Source organism: Streptomyces sp. NBC_01092 (assembly GCF_045039535.1).
Taxonomy (GTDB): domain Bacteria; phylum Actinomycetota; class Actinomycetes; order Streptomycetales; family Streptomycetaceae; genus Streptomyces.
In genome coordinates, this window is sequence record NZ_CP108659.1 from 10,225,643 (window position 1) to 10,248,564 (window position 22,922).

Genomic DNA, 22,922 nt, shown 5'->3' on the forward strand with positions numbered 1-22,922 from the left:
GGGACTTGCAGCGCGCCCCGTCAGGAGCCGACGCGAGCCGTCACGAAGCGCACCGGAGTCTCGATCACCAACGAGCCGTCGTCGCCGCTCAGTTCGGTCAGTCCGGCGATCAGCGAGCCGCGCAGCTCCTCGGCGACCGGCGCCGGGAGCCGCTCCCACAGCAGCCGCATGCCCTGCGTGTGCGACCAGTCGACCCAGGCGGCGGGCGACTCGGCGGTCATCGGCACGGGCTGGTCCAGCACGGTCACGTCGGTGAACCCGGCCTCGCCGAGCGTCGACCGGAGCAACTCGACGTCGGACAGCCAACCGTTGTAGCGGCGGCGCAGTTCGCCCGGCTGCCAGTCGGCGGGCAGCGCGGCGAGCACCGACGCCGGGATCATCGGGGTGAACACCGGTGGCAGGAACGGGAAGCAGTCCGCTTCGAAGACGGGGCAGGTGAAAGCGAGCCTGCCCTCGGCCGTCATGATGCGCGGGTAACGGGCCAGCGCGGCAGGCGCGTCGGGCAGGAACAGGATGCTGTAGCTGCCGAGCACCAGATCGAAGGAGCGGCGCGCGAACTGCGGTCGCTCGGCGTCCATGACGAACAGATCGACGTTGTCGGCGCCGGTCCGGGCGGCCTCGGCCCGGGCGGCCTCGATCATGGTGTCGGCGATGTCGATGCCGACGGCCCGTCCCGTGGGCCCGACGGCCCGCGCGGCCGGGAACAGCGCGGCGCCCCGGCCGCATCCGACGTCGAGCACCCGCTCACCCGTCTGCGGCGCGGCGAGTTCGACCAGGCGGCGGCCCATGGGCGTGAAGAAGCCGACCCCGCCCCGGTCGTAGGAGTCGGCTGCGTTCTTGAAAGCGTTCGTCACTCCGGACTTGTAGGCGGTCGAATCCATTCTTTCCTCCGTATCGTCGGCTCTTCCAGAGAGATAAGCGGTCGACGGTGGAGCACCGCATGAGCACGGGTCGAGAACTTCTCGAACCCGCTACGGGGAGGTCTTGTGGCGTGTGTGGCGCGGGGCCAGGATGGCCAGGACGAAACGCACGCCACGAAACGCAAAGAGCGAAACTCGAAGCGCGACACAGAAAGGGAGTCGGACATGAGTGATGCGAAAGACCTGGTGCGTCGTATGTTCCACGCATTCGCCACCGGGAAGACGGATGACGCGGCCGAGTACATTCACAAGGAATATCTCAACCCGGCGACACTGGAACGCTCCGACAAGCGCGGCCCGGAAAGCTTCACGGATTCCGTTGACTGGCTGCGCAACGCGTTCTCCGAATTACATTTTGAGGAGATCGAGTACCGGGAGGGCGGCGGATTCGTCACGGCGCACCTCGTGATGAGCGGGCGGCACACCGGCGATCTCGTCGGCCTGCCACCCACCGGTCGCCGGTTCGCGGCCGAGCAACTCCACCTGTGCCAGGTCGTGGACGGCCGCATCCGGCACCACCGCGAATGGCGCGACGACCTGGGCTGCTTCCGGCAACTGGGGCTGCCGGTACTGCCGGACTGACCGCTCCCGCGGCGAGATCGACCTCGTTGCGAGGGCCTCGCTGCCCTTGCTAGAGTCCGATTCGGCTTCTCACCGTTGGGCTCATGCCTCGCCAACCAGCTTCTTCGGGTCCCGATGACCGTGGAGAAGGTGGGAGTCACACCACACAAAGGGTTTCTCCGTATGGGTGGTGGCAGTTCGGCCAACGGGGCCGTTCTTTCGTCGGGGCAGTGGTTCATTGTCCGGCGCCGGTTCTTCGGTGCCGTTTTCCCGACGTGCCTCCGCCACGCAGAGTGCCCTTCGGCCACGGTCTTCGAGCTCCGCGACGCGTGAAATCAGCGCTCCGCTCATGCTCGTCGAGTGCGGACGTCCGGTGCTGAGCCACGTCCTCGAAGCCATGGCCGGTGCTCCGAGTTCATGGAGGTCATCGGAGTGACGGAAGTCAAAACGGCCGAAGCCCCAGTCACGCAACGGCCATGGCTGGTCCTGGCCATTATGTGCATCGGCTTTTTCATGGCGCTGCTGGACGGAAGCATCGTCAACATCGCCATCCCGACGTTGATCCACGGCCTGGACGCCTCGTACGACCAGGTGTTGTGGATCATCGACGGATACATGCTGGTCTTCTCGGTGCTGCTGATCACCACCGGGCGCCTCGGCGACATCTACGGGTACCGGCGGCTGTTCCTGGTCGGCATCACCCTCTTCACCGTGGCCTCGGCCCTGTGCGGGCTCGCCGACACCCCCGACTGGCTGCTCGCCGCGCGCGTGCTCCAAGGACTGGGCGGGGCACTGCTGTTCCCCCAGGTGATCTCGACGATTCTGACGATCTTCCCGCCCCAGCTGCGCGGCCGAGCGTTCGGGCTCTTCGGCGCGATCGTCGGCTTCGCCCCCATCGTCGGCCCGGTCGTCGGCGGTTTCCTCCTCGCCCACCTCAGCTGGCGCTGGATCTTCTTCATCAACGTGCCGATCGGCATCGTCACCGCCCTGCTGGCCGTGCGGTACGTCCCCGTCATGCGGCCCGGCCGCAGCAGCAGCCTCGATCTGACCGGTGTCGCCCTGGCCACCGCCGGCCTCACCGGCATCGTCTTCGGCCTCATCGAGGGCGAGCGCTACGACTGGGGAACCATCAGCGGGCCGATCAGCATCAGCTCGGTCATCATCGCCGGCGTCGTGCTGCTGGTGCTGTTCGTCCTGTGGCAACACCGCCGCAAGACCGACTCCCTGATGCCGCTGGCCCTGTTCAACGCCCGCAACTTCTCCGTCGGCAACGGCGTCGGATTCATCTTCCAGCTCGGGATGATCGCCATCGCCTTCGTCCTCGTGCTGTATCTCCAGACGGCCCGCGGCTACAGCGCGCTGGAAACCGCCGCGGTCATGCTGCCCAACGCCATCCTGACCGCGGTCGGTTCCACCTACGCCGGCCGGCTGTCCGACAAGTTCGGCGGCAAGTACGTCCTCATGGCCGGGCTCGCGCTGCTCACGGTCGGCCTGCTCGTCCTGGTCGCCTCCACCGACGCCGACAGCAATGCCTGGAGCCTGCTTCCTGGTCTGATCATCATCGGCATCGCCAGTGGCGCCACGTTCGCGCCGCTGCAACAGGCCACCATGGACGGCGTGAACCCCCAGTTGGCCGGCGCCGCCTCCGGCGTCTCCAACACGACCCGCCAGATGGGCGGCGTCCTCGGCACCGCCGTACTCGGCGCGCTCTTGTCCGCCCGGATCAACGCCGGTCTCCCGAACGCGGCCCAGGAGCAAGCCACTCAGCTGCCCTCCGAGCTGCGCGACAAGTTCCTGGCCGCCGCCGACAGCGCCGGGAACTTCAGCCCGCCCAGCCCTCCTTCGGGCCTCAGCGTCAGTGAGACCGCCCTCTTCCAGCGCCTGGGCGACGAAGCCTTCGCGACGAGTTTCACCAACGCGATGCACACCACCTTCCTGGTCTCGGCCGGCGTCCTCGTCGCGGCGACCGTCCTGTGCGGCCTGTTCACGACACCGCCCAGGCCGGACGCGGCCCAGGAAGCCAACCCCGAGGAGGAAGCCCGGACTGCTTCAGAGGGCTGACCCGACCCCGTCGGCCGAGCAGAGCGGGCGCATCACGCGCCCGCTCTGCTCGGCCCGGGCCGCTCAGGCGAAGGACACCTCGGCGGTGGCGTGCCGGGCCTCGCGGTGGGTGGCGATGTGGAGCCGGGCGTGGCCGTCGGCGGGCACGCCGTCGGCGAGGAGGTGCTCGCCGAGGAACGCCGGGTGGTGCAGCCGGTAGGTGAGGGAACGGATCGGTCGCTCCGGCGCGCTCCTGCGGACCAGTTCCAGCATGAGCAGGGCCAGCAGCGGGCCGTGGACGACGAGCCCCGGATAGTTCTCCACCTCGCGCACATAGGGGGTGTCGTAGTGGATGCGATGGGCGTTCGCCGTCAGTGCGCTGAATCGGAAGAGCAAGGTCTCGTCCGGCCGGAGGCGCAGCCGCCACGAGCCTTCTGGCCGCGCCACGACCGTGTCGTCGAGCGTGGCAGGGTGCTGGTGCCGCGCGGCGGCGCCGTCGCCCGAGCGGTACACGATGTCCTGCTCCTCGACCAGACAGATACGTCCGCGCTGACGGAACTCCTGCCGCTCGGTGACGAACAGCAGCTCCCCGCTGCGCCCCTGCTTGGGCGTGACCGCGGCCAGACTGCTGACCCGCTCGGCGGGCTCGCCCAGCCGCAGGGGCTCGGAGATCTCGCAGCGGCCGCCGGCGAACATCCGTCGCCGTTCGGGGATCGGCGGCAGGAAGCGGCCGTCGCGCAGATGTCCGTCGGGGCCGAGGGCGCGCTGGGCCGGCCAGTGCAGGAAGTACAGCCACTGCCACAGCGGCGGCAGCGGATCACCGGACTCCCCGGCCGCGGAGGGCAGGTCCAGCAGCGCCGACAGGGCGGCCACCGGACCGGGCGGCAGGGCGTCCTCGTCGGCGACCGGCTGCGGATTCCAGGACTCCACGTAGGAGGCGAGAGGGGCGAGGGGGGCGGACATGGGCTGGCTGCCTCCTGAGTGAGGGAGCGGTCGGGCCGGGGGAGTGCCCGCCGTACGTCAGAACGTGCTCAGGCCGAGTGCGGCGCGGAAGGCGTTCTTGTTCGCGACGCCGTCCCGGGGCGGCAAGGCGCGCGGTGGCTCGTCGGTGGCGATGAGGACTTGGGCGTACGTCGTGCCCGCGCGAGCCGTGATCCGGGCCGCGAGCTCCTCGGTCCGGGCCGGGTCGGTGATCCGGACGGTGTCACGGATGCCGAAGCCCCGGGCGACGGCGACCAGGTCGGTGCCGAGGCCGGTGTGGCTGGGCTGCATCCCGGTCTCGCCGAAGTGGGCGTTGTCGAGCACGACGAGCGTGAGGTTGGGTGGGAGTTGGGCGCCGACCGTGGCCAACGCGCCGATGCCCATGAGGTGTTCGCCGTCGCCGGTGACGGCCACGACGGGGTGCTCCGGCCGGGCGAGGGCGAGACCCAGGGCGATCGGGGCCGCGGCGCCCATCGCGCCCCACAGGTAGAAGTTCGTCGGCCGGTCGCCGGCGGCGAAGACGTCGTAACTGGGCGAACCGAGCCCGGACACGATCAGGGTGTCCTCGGGCAGGTGGCCGATCAGGTCGGCGACGAAGCGGCGCCGGTCCAGTCGTACGTCAGCGGTGGTGGGCATCAGTCGCGCTCCCACTTCTTGCGGCCGATCAGCTTCTGCCCGAGGAGCACGGCGACCCGTTCGCCCGCCCCGAACGCCGAGTCCAGGGCGGCCTCGACGGTCTCCCCGACCTCGTCGGGGCTGTCGGCGCGCAGGACGGTGATGCCCATCAGTTCCAGTGCCTGCCGGGTCGTACGGCCCATGGGCCCCTGCCACGGGTTGAACTCGGCGTACTCGCCCCGCATGGTCACCAGCGTCAGGAACGGGAACCTGCACGCCTCCAGCAGCGAGAACATGTTGACGCAGTTACCGACCCCGCTGCTCTGCATCAGCAGCACCGCCCGCTGCCCGCCGAGCCAGGCCCCGCTGACGACACCCACGCCTTCTTCCTCGGTAGTCAGGACGACGTCCTGGATGTCGGGGTCCCTTTGGGCCTCACGGATCACGTAGGAGTGCCCGGCGTCGGGCACGTAGGCGATCTGCCGGACGTCGCGCTTCTTGAGGGCGACGAGGATGTCCTGCTGCCAGGTGGGTGGTGCGGGTGTGGGTGCTGGGGGTGTGACGGTCATGCCACTCATCATGGGCACTGATGGATGGCGTTGAGAAATAGAAATGCGTGATGCCGGTATGCGCCGCCCGTATGGCTACGCGTCCGGCTGTGGCTGTGGCTGTGGCTGTGGCTGTGGTTGTGGTTGTGGCTGCGGCTCCGCAGAAGGCCATCTGCCCTCACCCACCGCCGTGTTGATCTGCCGTACGAGTTCGCGGGCGACCACCTCCACGGCGGGCGGCGTCCGGCCGGAGCGTGGTGTGGCGAGCACGATCGAGCGCCACACGTCGGGATCGCACAGCGGCGCCGCGCTCAGCGTGCCGTTCACGACGTCCTCGGCGATGCCGATGCCCGGCAGGATCGTCCAGCCGTGCCCGGCCAGGACGAGCTGCTTCTGCACTCGCATGGAGTTGGTCTGCACGACAATGTCCATGGCGGCCCCCGCCCGCGCCGCGGCGGCGTCGATCAGTGCGCGCAGGGCATGGCCCGGCGCCGGCATGACGAGCGGATGAGCCGCCGCCTCGACGAAGGGGACCGGACGATCGGCCCGCAGACCGGCCTCGCCCGGAGCGACCGCCCACAACTGCTCCCGTACCAGCGGACGGGCGTTCAGCGACGGCGTGCTGTCCAGGTTGTACAGCAGCGTCAGATCCAGGTCGCCGTCGTCCAGCCACTGCTGGAGATGCCCGGAGTAGGCGGTCATCAGGCGCAGTTCGATGCCGGGGTGGTTCTGCGCGACGGCCGAGACGAGGGGCGCGGCCAGCAGGTCGACCTTGCTCTCCAGCAGACCGACGGTGACGATGCCGGTGACGGCCCCCGGCGTGGGCTGCACCTCGGCGCGGGCCCGCTCCAGCTCGTTGAGGGCGCGCCTCGCCCGGTCCACCATGATCGTCCCGGCCTCGGTGGGCCGCATGCCTTGCCGGGTGCGTTCGAAGAGCGGGACGCCGAGTTCCTGCTCCAGGGTGCGGATCTGCCGGGTCACGGCCGGCTGTACGAGGTGCAGCAACTCCGCGGCCCGGGTGACGCTGCCGACCTCGGCCACCGTGACGAGCGCCTTGAGTTGTCTGACGTCCATGCCTGTTCCACCGCCATCCGCACCGGGCATGCTGGCATCAGCGTTTGTTATTTCACGCATGATGTCATGAGCGACCATGATGAAGATCCGGCGGGTACACCCCAAGGAGAACCATGAGCACCCTCGACATCCTGTCCGAGGACGAGCAGTTCGTCGTCAGGACGGTGCGCGACTTCGTGGACAAGGACGTCAGGCCCGTCGTCCAGGAGTTGGAGCACGCCAACACCTACCCCGAGGCCCTCATCGAGCGGATGAAGGAACTCGGCGTCTTCGGCCTCGCCGTCCCGCAGGAGTACGGCGGCACGCCCGTCTCCACGCCCTGCTATGTGCTGGTCACCGAGGAGCTGGCCCGGGGCTGGATGAGCCTGGCCGGTGCGATGGGCGGGCACACCGTCGTCGCCAAGCTGCTCCTGCACTTCGGTACCGAGGAGCAGAGGCGGCGCCATCTGCCTCGGATGGCCACCGGCGAGGTCCGGGCGACGTTGGCGCTGACCGAGCCGGGCGGCGGATCCGACCTCCAGGCGATGCGTACCGTCGCGCGTAGGGAAGCCGACGGCTATCTCGTGAACGGTGCGAAGACGTGGATCACCAACTCCCGCCGCTCCCGGCTCATCGCCCTGCTGTGCAAGACCGACCCGGACGCCAGCCCGCCGCACAGCGGCATGTCCGTTCTCCTGGTCGAACACGGGCCGGGCCTGACGGTCTCCCGCGACCTGCCCAAGCTCGGCTACAGGGGCGTGGAGAGCTGCGAGCTGTCCTTCGAGGACCACCGTGCGCCGGCGGACGCACTGCTCGGGGCAGTGGAGGGGCAAGGGTTCGCCCAGATGATGAAGGGTCTGGAGACCGGCCGCCTCCAAGTCGCCGCCCGCGCCCTCGGCGTGGGCCGGGCCGCCCTGGAGGACTCGCTCGCCTACGCCCAGCAACGCGAGTCGTTCGGCAAGCCGATCTGGCAGCACCAGTCCATCGGCAACTACCTGGCCGACATGGCGACTTCCCTCACCGCGGCCCGCCAGCTCACCCTGTACGCGGCCCGTGAGGCGGACGCCGGACGCCGGGTGGACATGGAGGCCGGGATGGCGAAGCTCTTCGCCTCCGAGACGGCCATGCAGATCGCCCTCAACGCCGTCCGCATCCACGGCGGCTACGGCTACTCGACCGAGTTCGACGTCGAGCGCTACTTCCGGGACGCGCCCCTGATGATCGTCGGAGAGGGCACCAATGAGATCCAGCGCAACGTCATCGCGAGCCAGCTGGTGAAGCGCGGAGGGCTCGACGCCTAGGCCGGCCGCGCCGCCGTGTCAGACACCCGGGCCACGGTCACACGCCCACCCCGTCACACGTCCATCCCGTCACACGCCCAGCCCACCCGCCACCCCACCCCGCCCAACTCGTCAGGCCCCCCACCCCACACCGTGGCAAAGTGGCCCTATGTGTGGCCGCTATGCCTCCACCCGCAGCCCCGAGGACCTGACCCAGCTGTTCGAGGTCTCCGAGTGGCACCCCGAGGAGACCCTGGCGCCGAGCTGGAACGTGGCCCCGACCGACAACGTATGGGCGGTCCTGGAGCGCGCCCCGCGCGGCGCCGACGAGGACGCCCCGGCCCGGCGCCGGCTCCGGCCGTTGCGCTGGGGCCTGGTGCCCTCGTGGGCGAAGGACGTGAAGATCGGGGCGAGGCTGATCAACGCGCGCGTGGAGACCGTGCACGAGAAGCCCGCCTTCCGCCGCGCGTTCGTCAAGCGCCGCTGCCTGCTGCCGGCCGACGGCTTCTACGAGTGGGACCAGGTCAAGGACGCCACGTCGGGCAAGGTCCGTAAGCAGCCGTACTTCATCCACCCCGGGGACGGGCAGGTCCTGGCCCTCGCCGGTCTGTACGAGTTCTGGCGCGACCCGGCGGTCAAGGACGGCGACGACCCCGCCGCCTGGCTGCTGACCTGCACCATCATCACGACCGATGCCACGGACGCCGCGGGCCGCATCCACCCCCGCATGCCGCTCGCGCTCACCCCCGACCACTACGACGCCTGGCTCGACCCCCACCACCAGTCGACCGACGATCTGCGCGCCCTGCTCACCATGCCGGCGGACGGCCGCCTCGACGCCCGACCCGTCTCACCCGCCGTCAACAGCGTCAGCAACAACGGGCCCCAGCTCCTGGACGAGGTCCCCGCCCCCTGACCACCGCAAAGGTGAGTGCTCGGTAAGGGTTGGCCCAGAGGTCTGCCGAGGGCGCGTTTTTGACATCCGTTTTCATCTAGCGTGGAGCCGAAGCCGGGACGGATCGAGCTCGGCGGACCATTCGCCCTGCTCGGAGGCACCCATGCCCGCGCCCTCGCCGTGACTGCTCGCACCCCTGATAACCGGCACCTGTCTGTTCCTCCTCGCGGGCTGCGGCGCTTCGTCGGACACCGGCGCGCCGAGCCCCGCCGCGGCCGCCGCCATCCCGGTCGTCGCCTCGACCGACGTCTACGGGGACATGGCCGAGCGCATAGGTGGCGGCAAGGTCCAGGTCACCTCGATCATCAGCGACCCCGACCAGGACCCGCACTCCTACGAGGCCAACACCCGCAATCAGCTGGCCCTGTCCAAGGCGAGGGTCGTCATTTCGGCCTGCTGACCGGGCAGATCGTCGCCGTCGACACCCCACAGATGTCCTGGCTGCTCGGCACGTCGGCCGTGGTGCTGGTCGCGCTCGCGGTCATGTGGCGACCGCTCGTCTTCGCGAGTGCCGACCCGGAGGTGGCCGAGGCGCGGGGCGTGCCGGTGCGGGGACTGTCGTTCGCCTTCATGGTCGTGCTGGGGCTCGCGGTCGCGCTGTCCGTCCAGATCGTCGGCGCGCTGCTGGTCCTCACCCTCGTCGTCACACCCGCGGCGGCCGCGGCCCGGGTCACGGCCTCACCGGTGCTGCTGCCCGTCCTGAGCGTGGTGTTCGCCGTGGCTTCCATCGAGGGCGGCATTCTGCCGGCCCTGGGTAGCAGCATCCCCATCAGCCCGTACGTCACCACGATCTCGTTCGGGATCTACCTCGTGTGCAGACGGGTCGGCGGGTATCGGACCCGCGTCGCTGACATGAAGACATGAACGGGTCTTCATTTGTTCCTCTATGGTGGGGGCATGACTGCCACGTTCACCCCGCCCTCGGCCGACCGCGCCGCGTCCGCGCCCGCCGCAGCCGTGCCCCGGCGGCGCACCCGGTTGCTGTCGCTGCCGGAGGTCCGCTGGGCCGGCGCCGCCACCGCGCTGTTCCTGCTCGCGCTGCCCCTCCAGCTGACCGGAGTGCCCGCCTGGATCTGGGGTCCGCTGTACGCGCTGGCGTACGCCACCGGCGGCTGGGAGCCGGGCTGGGAGGGGCTCAAGGCGCTGAAGGACAGGACCCTCGACGTCGATCTGCTGATGGTCGTCGCCGCGCTCGGCGCCGCCTCCATCGGGCAGGTGATGGACGGCGCCCTGCTGATCGTCATCTTCGCCACCTCGGGTGCCCTGGAGGCGCTCGCCACCGCCCGCACAGCCGACTCGGTGCGCGGCCTGCTCGACCTGGCCCCCGCCACGGCCACCCGCATCGCCCCCGACGGCACCGAACAGCCCCTCTCCGTGGCGGAGTTGGCGGTCGGCGACACCATCCTCGTACGGCCCGGCGAGCGCCTCGGAGCCGACGGGCGGGTGCTGGACGGCGCCAGTGAGGTGGACCAGGCGAGCATCACCGGCGAACCCATGCCTGCGGCGAAGGAGCCGGGCGACGAGGTCTTCGCGGGCACCCTCAACGGCACCGGCGCCCTGCGCGTGCGGGTAGAGCGCGACGCCTCCGACTCCGTGATCGCCCGCATCGTACGCATGGTGGAGGAGGCGTCCGCGACCAAGGCGCCCACGCAGCTGTTCATCGAGAAGGTCGAACAGCGCTACTCGCTGGGCATGGTGGCCGCGACGCTCGCCGTGTTCGGGGTGCCGCTCGCGTTCGGCGCGGAGTTCTCCGATGCGCTGCTGCGCGCCATGACCTTCATGATCGTGGCCTCGCCGTGCGCGGTGGTCCTGGCCACCATGCCGCCGCTGCTGTCGGCCATGGCCAACGCGGGCCGGCACGGCGTGCTGGTGAAGTCGGCGGTGGTGATGGAACGCCTCGGCCAGATCGACACCGTCGCGCTCGACAAGACGGGCACCCTCACCGAGGGCACACCGCGGCTCGTCGACGTACGGCCGCTGCCCGAATGCGCCCTGGGGGAGGACGAGTTGCTGACCCTCGCCGCGGCGGCCGAGCACCCCAGTGAACATCCGCTGGCCCGCGCGGTGGTGGCCGCCGCGAGCGAGCGGCGCCTCGACCTGCCGGCCGCCCGGGACTTCACGTCCGCGCCCGGGGTCGGTGTCCGAGCCGTCGTCCGGGGCCGTACGGTCCAGGTGGGCGCCCCGTCCCGGCTGCTCGCCGACCCCGAGGCCGCGGGCGCGGTGCTGGCCGGGGAACTGGAGGAGTCCGGCCGTACCGCCGTCCTCGTGGTCGTCGACGGCAGTCCCGCCGGAGTGCTCGGCATCGCGGACCGGCTCCGCCCCGACGCGGCCGCCACCGTCTCCGCCCTGACCGTCCTCACCGGCACCGCACCGACCCTCCTCACCGGCGACAACCCCCGGGCCGCCGCCCACTTGGCCGCCGAGGCCGGCATCGAGGGCGTGCGCGCCGGGCTGCTGCCGCAGGACAAGCTGGGCGCTGTGCGGGAGCTGGAGGACTCGGGCCGCAAGGTGATGGTCGTCGGAGACGGCGTCAACGACGCGCCCGCCCTGGCCGCCGCCCACATCGGCGTCGCCATGGGCCGGGCCGGTTCCGACCTCGCCCTGGAGACCGCGGACGCGGTGATCGTCCGCGACGAACTCGCCGCCGTCCCCGCCACCGTCGCCCTCTCCCGCCGCGCCCGGAAGCTCGTCGTGCAGAACCTCGTCATCGCCGGGGTGTGCATCGCCGGCCTCGTCGTCTGGGACCTGGCCGGCACCCTGCCGCTGCCGCTGGGCGTCGCGGGCCACGAGGGCTCCACGGTCCTCGTCGGACTGAACGGCCTGCGCCTGCTGCGGGAGGCGGCCTGGGAACGGGCGGTGGGAGAGGGGAGCGGGTGACGGGGGAGCGGTCGTCGGTCCGCCCGGTGACATGGCGGTCGGGCGATCGCGCCCACAGGTGACGTCCGGCCGTAGTCCGGCGAGTTCGTTACGGGCCGGGCGCCGGGCCGCTGCTGCGGCGGACGACCAGGTCGACCGGGACCAGCGAGTCGGCCCGGGAGGGCTCGTCGGAGCCGTCGAGCCGGTCCAGCAGCAGCCGCAGCGAACGCGTGCCGATCTCGGCGAAGTCCGTGCGCACGGTGGTCAACGGAGGAAGGAAGTGCGCCGCCTCGGGGATGTCGTCGTAGCCCACGACGCTGACGTCGCCGGGGACGGAGCGGCCGGCTTCGTGCAGGGCGTGCAGCAGGCCGAGGGCCATCTGGTCGTTGGAGGCGAACACGGCCGTGACGTCCGGGCGCCGGGCCAGCTGTCGGCCCAGCTCATAGCCCGAGTCGGCGCTCCAGTCGCCGATCAGCGGAGCCGGCACTTCGGCGCCCGCCGCCTCCAGACAGGCCTGCCAGCTGCCCAGCCGCTGATCGGCCGAGGTCCAGCCGGTCGGGCCCGCGAGGTGCCACACCGTACGGTGGCCCTGGCCCAGCAGATGCTCGACGGCCTTGCGGGCCCCGGCCCGGGAGTCGCCGGTGACCTGCTGGGTGTCGGCGTCGAGGCCGTTCTCCAGTACGACCAGCGGGGTGTCGAGCCGGGTGTCCGCCAGGGCCTTGCCCACCCACAGCTGCGGGGCGATGGCGATCACTCCGTCCGCGCCCTCGGCGGACAGCCGGTTCACCGCCTCGACCACCGTGCCGGGCTCGGCCGTGTCCAGCGCGATCGAGCTCAGCAGGTAACCGGCTTTCTGGGCAGCGGTGTTGATCGCGGTCAGGATCGCGGCGGGCCCGTAGCGGGCGGCGTCGAAGGAGATCACGCCGACCATCCGGGTCCGCCCGCTGGCCAGCGAACGGGCGCTGCGGCTCGGCCGGTAGCCCAGCTCCCGCATGGCGCCCAGCACCGTCTCGCGGGTCTCCGCCCGCACCGACGGCTGGTCGTTGAGGACACGGGACACGGTCTGCTTGGAGACCCCCGCCAGCTTGGCCACGTCGTCCATCACGGGGCGCGAGCCCGCGAAGTTCCGTCTGCTGCGCCCCCTGGGAGCGGAGTCGTCGGCGGAGCTTCGGGTCATGATCGCTGTTCCCTCGACATCGTCATCGTCATCGTCACGGCGGCGGCATCCGCCCCGGCAGATCCCCCAGCATAGGCAGGCCGGCGGGGCGGAATCCCTCATCGGCGTCCCCTCAGCCCGCCCTGACGGCCAGGGGCGACCGCGGACCCACGGTCATCAGTCGATCTCCGGGCCGAGGTCGGCGGTGTCGGTGAGCCGGGCGCGGGTGCCGGTGGTGGCGTGCAGTTCCAGGAGGACGAGGTCGTTGGCGCCGGGGCGCAGGATCGGGGCGGGGACGTAGAGGGTGCGTTGTGGCCCGCGGTTCCAGTAGCGGCCCAGGTGGAAGCCGTTGATCCAGGCCTGGCCCTTGGTCCAGCCGGGCAGGGCGAGGAAGGTGTCCGCCGGGGTGCCGACGTCGAACGTGCCGTGGTGGAAGGCGGGCTCGACGGCCGTGGGCTTCTCGGCGGGGGTGAAGGACAACGCGCTCAGGTCGTCCAGGGGCAGAGGGTGGCAGTCCCAGTCGTGCAGGGGGCGGCCGTTGAAGGTGACGGGGCCGAGCAGGCCCTTGGGGGCGCCGATGCGGGGGCCGTAGTTGACGCCGCCCATGTTCTCGACGAGGACCTCCAGTGAAGCGCCGGGGTGCGGGACGCGCACGGGCAGGTTCTCGTCGTGCCGTTCGCGTTCCAGTACGCCGACCGGGGCGCCGTCGACGAAGACCTGGGCGCGGTCGCCGACACCGCCGGCGAAGTGCAGCAGGCCGTCGCCGGCCGTGTCGAAGGTCGTGCGGTAGAGCGCGTAACCGGTGTCCAGGCCCAGTTCGTTCATCGTCGCCGGGTTCTCGGTGCGGACGGGCTCGGCGAGACCCTTCACGTGCGTCAGCAGTGGTGCCCGGCGGTCCAACTCGACCGTGGTGGGCGGGAGTTTGGGTGCGGGTGCCGGTGCGGGCTCGTCGGGGGCGGGGGCGTGGCGGGCGATGACCTCGCGGAAGGCGTGGTACTTGGGGCCGGGGTCGCCGCACTCGGTGAGCGCCGCGTCGTAGTCGTAGGACGTGACGGTGGGCTCATAGGCGTGCTTGTGGTTGGCGCCGTTGGTGAAGGCGAAGTTGGTGCCGCCGTGGAACATGTAGATGTTGACCGAGGCACCGGCCGACAGCAGACGGTCCAGGTCCGCGGCGGCGTCGGCCGCGTCCCGCACATGATGCGGACCGCCCCAGTGGTCGAACCAGCCGATCCAGAACTCCGCGCACATCAGGGGACCTTCGGGCTGGTGCCCGCGTAGCTCCGCGAGGTTCCGCTCGACCCGGATGCCGAAAGTGGCGGTCGCCAGGACGCCGGGGAGGGTTCCGGCGGCCAGGTGCGCTGGGTCGGCCTGGTCGCAGGTGAAGAGCAGCTCCTCAACACCCCGGGCCCGGAAGGCCCCTTCGAGCTGCCTCATGTACGCGGTGTCGTCGCCGTAGGCGCCGTACTCGTTCTCCACCTGCACCGCGATCACCGGGCCGCCCGCCGCGGCCATGTGCGGCAGCAGCGGGGGCAGCAGTGCGTCGAGGTAGCGGTCGAACGCCCCGGTGAAGCGCGGATCGCCCGAGCGTAGCCGGATGTCCGGGTCCGCGATCAGCCACGCGGGCAGACCGCCGTTGTCCCACTCGGCACAGATGAACGGCCCCGGACGCAGCAGGACGTGCAGGCCCTCGGCGTGGGCGAGGCTCAGATAGCGGGGCAGGTCGAGGAAGCCGTCGAGGACGAGGGGGCCCTCGGGATCGGGCTGGTGCAGGTTCCACGGCACATACGTCTCGACCGAGTTGAGCCCCATCAGCCGGGCCTTACGCAGCCGGTCGGCCCACTGGTCGGGGTGGATCCGGAAGTAGTGCATGGCGCCGGAGATGATCCGGAACGGCTCACCGTGGAGCAGGAAACCGTCGGAGGACACTGTCAGAGCGGGCATGCGGAGACTTCCCTTCGGTTCGGAGGAGCGGGGCGCGGGGCGCGGGGCCTGATGATGCGGGTCGGTGGGGCGCCGGTTCAGTGAGTCAGCGGGTCCCCGTCGTGCCGGTCAGCGGGTCAGCGGTCAGCGGGTCAGCGAGTCCGTTGGTCAAGGTCAGCGCGTTCGGGTGGTGCGGATCAGCCAGAGGGTCGAGGCCAGGCAGAGCGCCGAGACCACCGCCAGGAGCAGAGGGACGCTTCGGGTGCCGGACCACTCGATGGCCTTGCCGAGTGCCGGGCCCGCCACCACGCCGCCGACCATGGAGGCGGCGATGACGAGGGCGCCGGACCGGCGGGCCCGCGGGGCGGCGCGCTGCAGCCAGGGCAGTCCGGTGGGGAAGATCGGCGCGATGAACAGGCCGACACCGGCGTAGGCGTACGGGGCCAGCCCCGGCACCGCGGCCAGCAACAGACAGACCGTCATGCCCGCGCACGAGACCGCGATGATGGCCTGCGCCGAGAAACGTAGCGCGATGGGCGCGACCAGGAAGCGGCCCACGGTCATCATCAGCCAGTACACGGACGTGGCGGTGGCGGCGACCCCGGCCGAGTAGCCGACCGTCTGAAGATGGGTCGGCTCCCAGCCGCCGACGCCGGCCTCGATGCCGACGTGCAGGACGTACAGGGCGACGAACACCGCGAGCACGGAGCCGAGACTGCGGGCGAGGACCTGGCCGCCGTGCGACTCGGTGGCCGCCTCGGACGGCTGCGTCGCCCGGCCGCGCACGCCTCGCAGGCACAGCAGCAGCGGCAGGTTGACCAGCGCGAAGCCGAGGAAGACCGCGGGGTAGTGCGTGGCGCCCACGGTTCCGATCAGGGCCGGGCCGAGGATCGCGCCGATGCCGAAATGGGCGTTGAGGATGTTGAGCATGGCCGTGGAGCGGTGGCCGAATCCGACGGCGAAGAGTTGGTTGAGGCCGTAGTCGACACCGCCGAAGCCGAGTCCGGCCAGCAGGGCCATGGCCAGGGCGGCCGGCCAGTTGGGCGCGAGCGCGAAGCCGGCCGCGCCGACGGCCATGAGCAGATAGGTGGCGCCGAGAATCCGCCGGTTGTCGACGCGGCCGTAGAGCCGGTCGAAGAGCAGCACCCCGGCCACTCCGCCGACGAAGTGCGCGCTCAGCCCGAGCCCCGCGGCCGACGGAGACAGGCCGAACTCCTCGCGGAATGCCGGAATCGCAGGGCCGTAGAAGGCCTGGAGGGCGCCGATGAGCACGAACCCCACGCACGAGGCGACCACGGCGGCGGGGCTGAAGACCCGTTGGTGCGAACGTGCCGACGTCAGCGTCATGACGATGAATGTTACCGGTAACATTGCGGCGCCCGTCAAGATTTGTGCCGTGCTCCACCGTGGGCTGCGGGTCGCTCTAGGGCATGGATCGCCGTTGGGCTGAATTGGACTGGTAGTACAGATGCTGGACGAGTAGTCTAGAGAGCGGCTCGGTGAACGTCGTGTCGAGCGCGGACGGGCAGAGGAGTGGGCGATGGCGGCCGATGAGGCCCTGGAGGCGGAGCGGGATGCGATCGTCGCGGCGCTGAGGCCGGTCGCCGACGGGCTCGTGGCGACGTTCGGGCCGATGTGCGAGGTCGTCCTGCATGACTACCGGCGGCCCGAGGAGTCCGTGGTCGCCGTGGCCGGTTCGGTGACCGGGCGTGCCGTGGGCGGGGCGATGAGCGAGATCGGCATGCGGATCGTCGCGCGCGGCGACGGGGCGGGCGACGAGCTGAACTACGTCACCCGGACCCGAGGCGGCAAGCTGGTCAAGGCGTCCACGATGGTGCTGCGGGACTCGACGGACACCGTGTTCGGCGCCCTCTGCGTCAACCTCGACGTCACCGCCGTGAACGACGCCCACGCCCTGCTCGGCGCCCTCGCCGGCCTCGGCGCCACCCCGGCCGACGTGCCGGTCACCACCTTCGGCAATGACATCGACTCCGTCGTCGACGCCATCCTCGACGCCCACCAGCTCCGGCAGAACGGGAGCTGGGCCGGTCTCGACCGCGTCCAGCGCCTGGAGCTGTTCCGTGGCCTCGACGAGCGGGGCGTGTTCGCCGTGCGGCGCGCGATCGAGCAGGTCGCGGCCCGGCTGGGCATCTCCCGCGCCTCCGCCTACAGCTATCTGTCCCAGGCGAGGGCGGAGGTCGCGGGGGCGGGGGCGGATCGAGCCGTAACGGACAAGGCGGCGACGGACCGAGCCGCCTCGGCAAGCACTGCTGTCACGGATCGGTCCGCGACAGACCGATCCACGACAGCAGACGGGTCCGCGACAGACCCTGCCGCCACCGACAAGACATCCCCTGGAGGACACGCGTGACGACCACCACCCCGCCGGTCACCTTCGACGACGTCCGTGATGCCGCGGCGCGGCTCAAGGGCGTCGCCCACCGCACCCCGGTGCTGCGCTCGCGCACGCTCGACGAGCTCGTCGGCGCCGAGGTCTTCCTCAAGTGCGAGAACTTCCAGCGAGTCGGCGCCTTCAAGTTCCGCGGTGCCTACAACGCGGCCTCCCGTCTGTCCCCGGAGCAGCTCGCGCGCGGCATCGCCGCCTACTCGTCCGGCAACCACGCCCAGGCCGTCGCCCTCGCTGCCCGGGAGCTCGGCACCACCGCGGTCATCGTCATGCCCGAGGACGCCCCGCCGTCGAAGCGGGCGGCGACCGAGGGATACGGCGCCGAGATCGTCACGTACGACCGCTACACCGGCGACCGTGTCGCGATCGCCGAGGCGCTGGCCGCCGAGCGGGGCCTCGCCGTGATCCCGCCCTACGAGCACCCGCACGTCATGGCCGGACAGGGCACCGCTGCCCTGGAACTGCTCGAAGAGGTGGGGGAGTTGGGCGCGCTGCTGACGCCGGTCGGCGGTGGCGGGCTCATGGCCGGCAGTGCCACCGTGGCCAAGGGGCTGTACCCGGACATCCGGATGATCGGCGTGGAACCGGAGGCCGGGGACGACACCAAGCGCTCCCTGGAAGCGGGGCGGCGCATCAGCATCCCCGTGCCGCACACCATCGCCGACGGGCAGGCCCTGCACACCCCCGGCGAGCTGACCTTCTCCGTGAACCGGCGGCTTGTCGACGCGATCGCGCTGGTCGGCGACGACGAGATCCGGGACGCGATGCGGTTCGCCTTCGAGCGTCTGAAGATCGTCGTCGAGCCGAGCGGCGCCACCCCGCTCGCCGCGCTGCTCACCGGCCGGGCGGGCGTGCTGCCGGCCCGGGTCGGCGTGATCATCTCCGGCGGCAACATAGATGCCGGGCGCTTCGCCGAGCTCTGTGGGAACCGGGCCTGAGCGGGCGGTCCCCGGTTGGCGGCCCCGGCTGGACAGGCGGACGATTGAGGGGTAGAAGGCCGGCCGCCGACGGCGGTGTCCAGGGCCGCCGGGGAGACCGGCTCCGGCCGTGGTGAGACACGGCCGGAAGGGAGTGCGTCATGTTGGAAGTGAAGACGCTCGACAAGCCCGACGAGCGGCGTGATTTCCCCCGCGGCCACCTCGAAGCGGTCCACATGCCGGAGCTCGACTTCGCCGTGGCGACCTTCGAGCCCGGTTGGCGCTGGTCGGAGTCCGTGGCCCCGCTCGCGGGCACCAAGACCTGCCAGATGCACCACAACGGCTACGTCCTCCAGGGCCACCTCCACATCCGCATGGACGACGGCAATGAGACCGACATCGGCCCCGGCGACGTCTATGTGTGCACGCCAGGTCACGACGCCTGGGTCGTGGGCGACGAGCAGGTCGTGGCCTACGACTTCCAGGGGCAGACGGCGAGGGAGTTCGGCAAGAAGAAGTAGCCGCCGACCCGCAGCGCAACCGACCGCCGGCCCCCGCGTCGGCACGTCACACGGTGACGACGATCTTGGCGCGCGCGTGCTCCACCTCCAGGTACCGGATGGCCTCGGCCGCCTCGCTCAGCGGATACGTCCGCTCGACGACCGGGGTGATCTTCCCGGACTCTGCCAGCTCCCGCAGCGCCGCGAGGTTCGCCCTGCTCTGCCGTGCGGAGATCTCCAGCAGCTGGTGGGGCCGTGCGAACGGCGCCACCAGCCGGCGCTTGAGGAACAGCCCCATCGGTCCGACGACGCTGCCGCCCTCGTACACCCCGCCGCCGGACAGGACGAGCGTCCCGGCGGGGGTCAGCACGCGTCGGAACTCCCCGAGCGAGTGGTTGCCCACCAGGTCCAGCACCACGTCGTACCGCGTGTCGCCGCGGGTGAAGTCCTCCTGGGTGTAGTCGATGACCCGGTCCGCGCCGAGTGACCGCACCATGTCGATGTTCCGTGTGCTGCACACGGCCGTCACCTCGGCGCCGTACGCCTTGCCGAGCTGCACGGCGAACGTGCCCACGCCGCCCGAAGCGCCGTTCACCAGGACCGTCTGCCCCGGCCGCACCCGGGCGACGTCGCGCAGGCCGATGAGGGCGGTGTTGCCCGCCAGAGGTATCGCCGCCGCCTGCTCGAAGGTCAGGTTGGCCGGCTTCGGGCCCACCTCGCTGTCCCGCGCGCACACGTACTCCGCGAACGCGCCGTCGGCCTCCCCGTACACCTCGTCACCGGGCTTGAGGTCGGTGACCGCGGGCCCCACCGCTTCCACCAGCCCGGCGAAGTCCCGGCCCCGCACCGGCGCCTTGGGCCTGCGCCACCCCATCATGGAGCGGCCGATCACCGGGTCGCCGTGCATGAGGTGCCAGTCGTACGCGTTGACCGAGGCCGCCTGCACCCGCACCAGCACCTCGTGGGCGCCCGGCACCGGCCTGTCGATGTCCCTGAACTCGAGCGCGTCCGCCGAGCCGTACCTGTCCTGAATCACTGCCTTCATGGGATCCCCCTCCGCTCCTGCCGAGCGTATGAAAGCCCGCGGGTGCGGACCATCGGGGGCGGACCCTGATTTTTCTCCGGGATCCGGCCCTCCCCTTGCCCTGAGGAAACCGATCGGTTTACGCTTCTGGTGATCGGAAACCGATCGGTTTCCGATCTGGATGATCGCTGAGCATTGCGAGGGAGACCCCCATGACCACCATCGAAGGTTCCGTGGCCCTGGTCACCGGCGGCAGCCGCGGCATCGGCCGCGCCCTGGTCGCGGCCCTGTACGAGCGGGGCGCGAAGAAGGTGTACGCCACCGCCCGCGACCCGCACACCGTCACGCACCCCGACGCCGTGCCGCTCGCGCTGGAGGTGACCGACCCCGCGTCCGTCGCGGCGGCCGCCGAGCAGGCGCAGGACGTCACCCTGCTGATCAACAACGCGGGTGCCGCGGTGAACGCGAACTTCCTCGACTCGCCGGTCGACGACGTCCGCCGCGAATTCGAGACCAACTTCTACGGACCGCTCCTGGTCACCCGGGCCTTCGTCCCCGTCATCGAGCGCAACGGCGGCGGCCACATCCTCAACGTCCACTCCGTGCTGTCGTGGGTCGGCCTCGCCGGCTCCTACAGCGCGTCCAAGGCCGCCTTCTGGTCGCAGACCAACTCGCTGCGCCTCGACCTGAAGCCACGCGGCATCGAGGTCACCGGCCTGCACGTCGGCTACGTCGACACCGACTTGGCGGCCGCCATCGACGCGCCCAAGTCCACGGCCGAGAGCGTCGCGGCGCAGGCCCTCGACGGGATCGCGTCGGGTGCCTACGAGGTCCTGGCCGACGACATCTCGCGGCAGGTGAAGGCGGGCCTGTCGGCCGATCCGGTCGCCCTCTACCCGCAGCTCGCCGCCTGACTAGACCGGCAGCAGCCTCGCCACCAGTGCGCTGAGCTGCCGGGCGGTGCGGCACTCGTGCATCTCGACCAGCTCGGCGTAGGCGGGTGCCGCCGAGTCGCCGGTGCCCCAGCGGGAGCGCTGCTCGGGGTTCAGCCAGTAGACGCGACGCGCCTGTCCGGCGATCCGCCGTACGGCCGGCAGGTTCGGGTCGCTCATGTTGGTACGGGCGTCGCCGAGGACGAACACCGTCGAGCGCGGACCGACCGCGTCCCCGTACCGCTCGGCGAACTCGCCCAGTGCCATGCCGTAGTCGCTGCTGCCGTGATAGCAGGTGAGCTGGGCCTCCGCCTCGATCCGGGTGCTGAGCCCCTCCGGATCGGCGGTGCCGCGCTGCAGCAGCCCGGTCACCTCGTCGATCCGGTTGACGAAGGCGAACACGCGCACCTTGCTGAACTGGTCGTGCAGCGCCTGCACCAACAGCATCGTGAAGTCCGAGAAACCGGACACCGACCCCGACACATCGCACAGCAGCACCAGTTCGGGGCGGGCCGGACGCCGTCTGCGCAAGACCGGCCGCATCGGCACCCCGCCGGTCGACAGCGACCCGCGCAGGGTCCGTCGTAGGTCGATCGTGCCGCGTGCGGCACGGCGGCGGCGTGCCGCGAGCCGGGTCGCCAGCTTGCGGGCGAGCGGCTGGACGGCCCTGCGCAGCTCGGCCAGTTGGGCCTTGCCCGCGAACAGGAAGTCGACCCGGTCGGCGGTCGGGGCCACCGCCCGCCGGGCGATCTCGTCCCGACCGCGCCGCTCGGCCACCCGCCGGCGCGCCTCCGAGGCCACCAGCGTGCGGAAGTTCTCGATCCGCCGCCGGATCTCGTCCTCCAGCAGCCGGTCCGCGAACCCCGAACTCCCGCCCTGCCCACGGACGTTGTCACGCACCCGGGCCAGCAGGGTCTGCGGGCGCAGCCGCTCCAGGGTTTGGTACGACGACCAGCCGTCCGACTCCGGAGAGGAGCCGTAGCCGCCGAAACCGTCGACCGCCTCGGCCGCCAGCCGGCCCATCATCGCCTGATCGTCGGCTGCCAGGGCCGCTGCCAGCCGGTCCCGCAGGTCGTCCCGTCCCGCGGCCTTCTGCTCCGGGCCGCCGACGCCGCGCGGGAAGTACAGGTCGAAGACCGGGTCGAACACCTGCCGCTGCCCGGTGCCGTGCAGCAGCGTCGCCGCCAGCCCCTCGCGCAGCAGCTCCCGGTTGGCGAGGCCGAGCGCCTCCATCGCCTGCGCCGCGTCCACCGTCTCGCCGGTGCCGATCCGGACGCCGTGCGCGCGCAGCGCCCCGACCAGGGAGGTCAGCCGCTCCGCGACGCCCGCGGGCGTGGTCACAGGGCGTCCAGGTCGAGCTTGGCGGTCGCCTTGAGGACGTCGTCCTGATGCTTGAGCAGCACACCGAGGGTGGCCCGTACGACCGTCTCGTCCAGCGAGTCGGCGCCCAGCGCGAGCAGGGTGTGCGCCCAGTCGATGGTCTCGGCGACCGACGGCAGCTTGCGCAGGTCCATCGCCCGCAGTGCGCCCACGACCCGCACGACCGAGCGGGCCAGCGCCTCGTCGAGCCCCGGCACCTTCAGTCGTACGATCCGGCGCTCCAACTCTTCCTCGGGAAACCCGATGTGCAGGAAGAGGCAGCGACGGCGCAGCGCCTCGGACAGCTCCCGGCTCGCGTTGGAGGTGAGGACGACGAAGGGGCGGCGCGTCGCGGAGATGGTGCCCAGCTCGGGGACCGTGACCTGGAAGTCGCTGAGCACCTCCAGCAGCAGGCCCTCCACCTCGACGTCGGCCTTGTCGGTCTCGTCGATCAGCAGCACCTTGGGGTCGTCGCCCCGGATGGCCGTCAGCAGCGGCCGGGTGAGCAGGAACTCCTCGCTGAAGATGTCGGTGCGGGTCTCGTCCCACGTCTCGTCGCGGCCCGCGCTGATGCGCAGCAGCTGCTTGGCGTGGTTCCACTCGTACAGCGCCCGGGACTCGTCGACCCCCTCGTAGCACTGCAGGCGCACCAGCCGCGCCCCCGCCACCTCGGCGACGGCCTTGGCGAGCTCCGTCTTGCCGACCCCGGCCGGGCCCTCCACCAGGAGCGGCTTGCCGAGCCGGTCGGCGAGGAAGACGGTCGTGGCGACCGCGGGCGAGGCGAGATAACCGGTCTCGGCCAGGCGCGCCGAGACGTCGTCGACGGATGTGAACAACGGGGCCTCCAGGTCGGCGGCGACAGTCAGCACAGGACAGGGCACCTATCTAAGCGCTTGTT

Annotated in this window: 20 protein-coding genes and 2 pseudogenes; 11 read left to right on the forward strand and 11 right to left on the reverse strand. The window is 71.1% G+C overall.

Going from position 1 to position 22,922, the window contains the following annotated elements:
• Nucleotides 1-20: 20 nt before the first annotated feature.
• The gene (locus OG254_RS45505; RefSeq protein WP_405593631.1) at nucleotides 21-881 is read right to left on the reverse strand and encodes a class I SAM-dependent methyltransferase; all 861 of its coding nucleotides are present in this window, start codon (nucleotides 879-881) and stop codon (nucleotides 21-23) included.
• A gap of 204 nt (nucleotides 882-1,085) precedes the next feature.
• Between OG254_RS45505 and OG254_RS45510 the strand changes: the two genes are divergently transcribed.
• Both OG254_RS45510 and OG254_RS45515 read left to right on the forward strand, forming a co-directional pair.
• A complete protein-coding gene (locus OG254_RS45510; RefSeq protein WP_405593632.1) occupies nucleotides 1,086-1,502 on the forward strand; it encodes a SnoaL/DnrD family polyketide biosynthesis methyl ester cyclase in 417 nt (138 codons plus the stop codon).
• A gap of 474 nt (nucleotides 1,503-1,976) precedes the next feature.
• Entirely contained in the window at nucleotides 1,977-3,542 is a 1,566-nt protein-coding gene (locus OG254_RS45515) for an MFS transporter (RefSeq protein ID WP_405593633.1), read from the forward strand.
• Nucleotides 3,543-3,605: 63 nt separating this feature from the next.
• On the opposite strand, the gene OG254_RS45520 is transcribed toward OG254_RS45515, so the two are convergent.
• The 4 genes from OG254_RS45520 to OG254_RS45535 form a co-directional block, all read right to left on the reverse strand.
• Entirely contained in the window at nucleotides 3,606-4,484 is an 879-nt protein-coding gene (locus tag OG254_RS45520; protein ID WP_405593634.1) for a hypothetical protein, read from the reverse strand.
• A gap of 57 nt (nucleotides 4,485-4,541) precedes the next feature.
• On the reverse strand, nucleotides 4,542-5,138 hold the full coding sequence (locus OG254_RS45525; protein WP_405593635.1) for a thiamine pyrophosphate-dependent enzyme: 597 nt from the start codon (nucleotides 5,136-5,138) through the stop codon (nucleotides 4,542-4,544).
• Nucleotides 5,138-5,686 (reverse strand): phosphonopyruvate decarboxylase, encoded by a 549-nt coding sequence (locus tag OG254_RS45530; protein ID WP_405593636.1) that lies wholly within the window; start codon nucleotides 5,684-5,686, stop codon nucleotides 5,138-5,140. The genes OG254_RS45525 and OG254_RS45530 overlap by 1 nt, the downstream gene beginning before the upstream one ends.
• A gap of 75 nt (nucleotides 5,687-5,761) precedes the next feature.
• Nucleotides 5,762-6,739 (reverse strand): LysR family transcriptional regulator, encoded by a 978-nt coding sequence (locus tag OG254_RS45535; protein WP_405593637.1) that lies wholly within the window; start codon nucleotides 6,737-6,739, stop codon nucleotides 5,762-5,764.
• A 113-nt stretch (nucleotides 6,740-6,852) separates the two neighbouring features.
• Here OG254_RS45535 and OG254_RS45540 point away from each other — a divergent pair, with 113 nt between their 5' ends.
• From OG254_RS45540 to OG254_RS45560, 5 genes and pseudogenes are all read left to right on the forward strand, one after another.
• On the forward strand, nucleotides 6,853-8,019 hold the full coding sequence (locus OG254_RS45540; RefSeq protein ID WP_405593638.1) for an acyl-CoA dehydrogenase family protein: 1,167 nt from the start codon (nucleotides 6,853-6,855) through the stop codon (nucleotides 8,017-8,019).
• A 148-nt stretch (nucleotides 8,020-8,167) separates the two neighbouring features.
• Nucleotides 8,168-8,914: an SOS response-associated peptidase gene (locus OG254_RS45545; RefSeq protein ID WP_405593640.1), complete on the forward strand. Its 747-nt coding sequence runs from the start codon at nucleotides 8,168-8,170 to the stop codon at nucleotides 8,912-8,914.
• Between the two features lie 163 nt (nucleotides 8,915-9,077).
• A pseudogene (locus OG254_RS45550) lies at nucleotides 9,078-9,341 on the forward strand (metal ABC transporter solute-binding protein, Zn/Mn family); the annotation flags it as partial.
• Nucleotides 9,341-9,817, forward strand: a pseudogene (locus OG254_RS45555) (metal ABC transporter permease); the annotation flags it as partial. The pseudogenes OG254_RS45550 and OG254_RS45555, both read left to right, overlap by 1 nt.
• Before the next feature lie 33 nt (nucleotides 9,818-9,850).
• Nucleotides 9,851-11,830: a heavy metal translocating P-type ATPase gene (locus OG254_RS45560; RefSeq protein WP_405593641.1), complete on the forward strand. Its 1,980-nt coding sequence runs from the start codon at nucleotides 9,851-9,853 to the stop codon at nucleotides 11,828-11,830.
• A gap of 88 nt (nucleotides 11,831-11,918) precedes the next feature.
• Here the strand turns inward: OG254_RS45560 and OG254_RS45565 are convergent, their stop codons facing one another.
• The 3 genes from OG254_RS45565 to OG254_RS45575 form a co-directional block, all read right to left on the reverse strand.
• Nucleotides 11,919-12,986 carry a LacI family DNA-binding transcriptional regulator gene (locus OG254_RS45565; RefSeq protein WP_405593642.1) on the reverse strand — a complete coding sequence of 356 codons (1,068 nt, stop codon included), beginning with the start codon at nucleotides 12,984-12,986 and terminating at the stop codon, nucleotides 11,919-11,921.
• 156 nt (nucleotides 12,987-13,142) lie between these two features.
• Nucleotides 13,143-14,906: a beta-galactosidase gene (locus OG254_RS45570; protein WP_405593643.1), complete on the reverse strand. Its 1,764-nt coding sequence runs from the start codon at nucleotides 14,904-14,906 to the stop codon at nucleotides 13,143-13,145.
• 153 nt (nucleotides 14,907-15,059) lie between these two features.
• On the reverse strand, nucleotides 15,060-16,232 hold the full coding sequence (locus OG254_RS45575) for an MFS transporter (RefSeq protein WP_405593645.1): 1,173 nt from the start codon (nucleotides 16,230-16,232) through the stop codon (nucleotides 15,060-15,062).
• Nucleotides 16,233-16,425: 193 nt separating this feature from the next.
• On the opposite strand from OG254_RS45575, the gene OG254_RS45580 reads away from it, so the two are divergent.
• The 3 genes from OG254_RS45580 (at nucleotide 16,426) to OG254_RS45590 (ending at nucleotide 18,730) form a co-directional block, all read left to right on the forward strand.
• Complete coding sequence (locus tag OG254_RS45580; protein ID WP_405593646.1) at nucleotides 16,426-17,256, forward strand: transcriptional regulator; 831 nt, start codon at nucleotides 16,426-16,428, stop codon at nucleotides 17,254-17,256.
• Entirely contained in the window at nucleotides 17,253-18,230 is a 978-nt protein-coding gene (locus OG254_RS45585; RefSeq protein ID WP_405593648.1) for a pyridoxal-phosphate dependent enzyme, read from the forward strand. The genes OG254_RS45580 and OG254_RS45585 overlap by 4 nt, the downstream gene beginning before the upstream one ends.
• 140 nt (nucleotides 18,231-18,370) lie before the next feature.
• Nucleotides 18,371-18,730 carry a cupin domain-containing protein gene (locus tag OG254_RS45590; RefSeq protein WP_147998488.1) on the forward strand — a complete coding sequence of 120 codons (360 nt, stop codon included), beginning with the start codon at nucleotides 18,371-18,373 and terminating at the stop codon, nucleotides 18,728-18,730.
• Between the two features lie 46 nt (nucleotides 18,731-18,776).
• On the opposite strand, the gene OG254_RS45595 is transcribed toward OG254_RS45590, so the two are convergent.
• Nucleotides 18,777-19,754 carry an NAD(P)-dependent alcohol dehydrogenase gene (locus OG254_RS45595; protein ID WP_405593650.1) on the reverse strand — a complete coding sequence of 326 codons (978 nt, stop codon included), beginning with the start codon at nucleotides 19,752-19,754 and terminating at the stop codon, nucleotides 18,777-18,779.
• 191 nt (nucleotides 19,755-19,945) lie between these two features.
• On the opposite strand from OG254_RS45595, the gene OG254_RS45600 reads away from it, so the two are divergent.
• Nucleotides 19,946-20,647, forward strand: a complete 702-nt coding sequence (locus tag OG254_RS45600) for an SDR family oxidoreductase (RefSeq protein ID WP_405593652.1) — start codon at nucleotides 19,946-19,948, stop codon at nucleotides 20,645-20,647.
• Here OG254_RS45600 and OG254_RS45605 read toward each other — a convergent pair whose 3' ends face one another.
• The gene (locus OG254_RS45605; protein ID WP_405593653.1) at nucleotides 20,648-22,006 is read right to left on the reverse strand and encodes a vWA domain-containing protein; all 1,359 of its coding nucleotides are present in this window, start codon (nucleotides 22,004-22,006) and stop codon (nucleotides 20,648-20,650) included.
• Nucleotides 22,003-22,860: a MoxR family ATPase gene (locus OG254_RS45610; RefSeq protein ID WP_351194938.1), complete on the reverse strand. Its 858-nt coding sequence runs from the start codon at nucleotides 22,858-22,860 to the stop codon at nucleotides 22,003-22,005. Before OG254_RS45610 ends, OG254_RS45605 begins: the two co-directional genes overlap by 4 nt.
• Between the last annotated feature and the right edge of the window lie 62 nt (nucleotides 22,861-22,922).